Source organism: Bremerella sp. JC817 (assembly GCF_040718835.1).
Classification (GTDB): Bacteria; Planctomycetota; Planctomycetia; order Pirellulales; family Pirellulaceae; genus Bremerella.
The window spans coordinates 1-568 of record NZ_JBFEFG010000131.1 but is presented as its reverse complement, the minus strand read 5'-3'; the positions used below and the strand labels follow the sequence as shown (position 1 = coordinate 568).

Sequence of the window (568 nt, the reverse complement as noted above, 5' to 3'; positions counted from 1 at the left end):
GTCGTACTGGGTAACGCTGCGCAAGCTGACCAAACCACCGGTCGCGTTCCGCTTGCTCAGATTCACCTGATAGTTGTGCAGGTCTTGCTGGAAGAAACCATTCTCGCCGACGGTGAAGTTATTGATTCGCCGGGCCCTGCGTGATAACGGTCGGCATGCGGCCCAAGTGCTGCTGACCGCTGAAGATCTCGACGATCGCACGCGCCGACCTATTTGGTCGGCCACAATCTTAAGGCTCTTGTGAAGCCTGACAGAAACGCCGGAAGCGGCCGTTTCGCCGAGGCCGTCGGCCTTCCCGAGTCTCGCTGGTCGCTCGTCTACCAGAGCCGGAGCGGTCGGCCGCAAGACCCCTGGCTGGAGCCGGACATCGTCGACCACCTGAAGGACCTACGGTCCCAAGGGGTCGCCGACGCGGTCGTCCACCCGATCGGCTTCATCTCCGACCACATGGAGGTCCTGTTCGACCTGGACGAGGAGGCGAAGCTGGCTTGTAACGAGATCGGCCTGAACATGGTCCGGGCCGACTCGGCGGGGACCGACCCCAGGTTCGTCGCCATGCTGGCCGAAC

The 568-nt window shown here is 62.9% G+C and carries 2 protein-coding genes; one reads left to right on the top strand and one right to left on the bottom strand.

From position 1 onward, the window contains the following. Positions 1 to 201: hypothetical protein (locus tag AB1L30_RS00600; protein ID WP_367011412.1), on the bottom strand; the 201-nt coding region annotated here is incomplete at its 3' end. 39 nt (positions 202 to 240) lie between these two features. Here AB1L30_RS00600 and AB1L30_RS00595 point away from each other — a divergent pair. Continuing rightward, a partial coding sequence (locus AB1L30_RS00595; protein ID WP_367011411.1) for a ferrochelatase occupies positions 241 to 568 on the top strand: 328 nt, incomplete at its 3' end.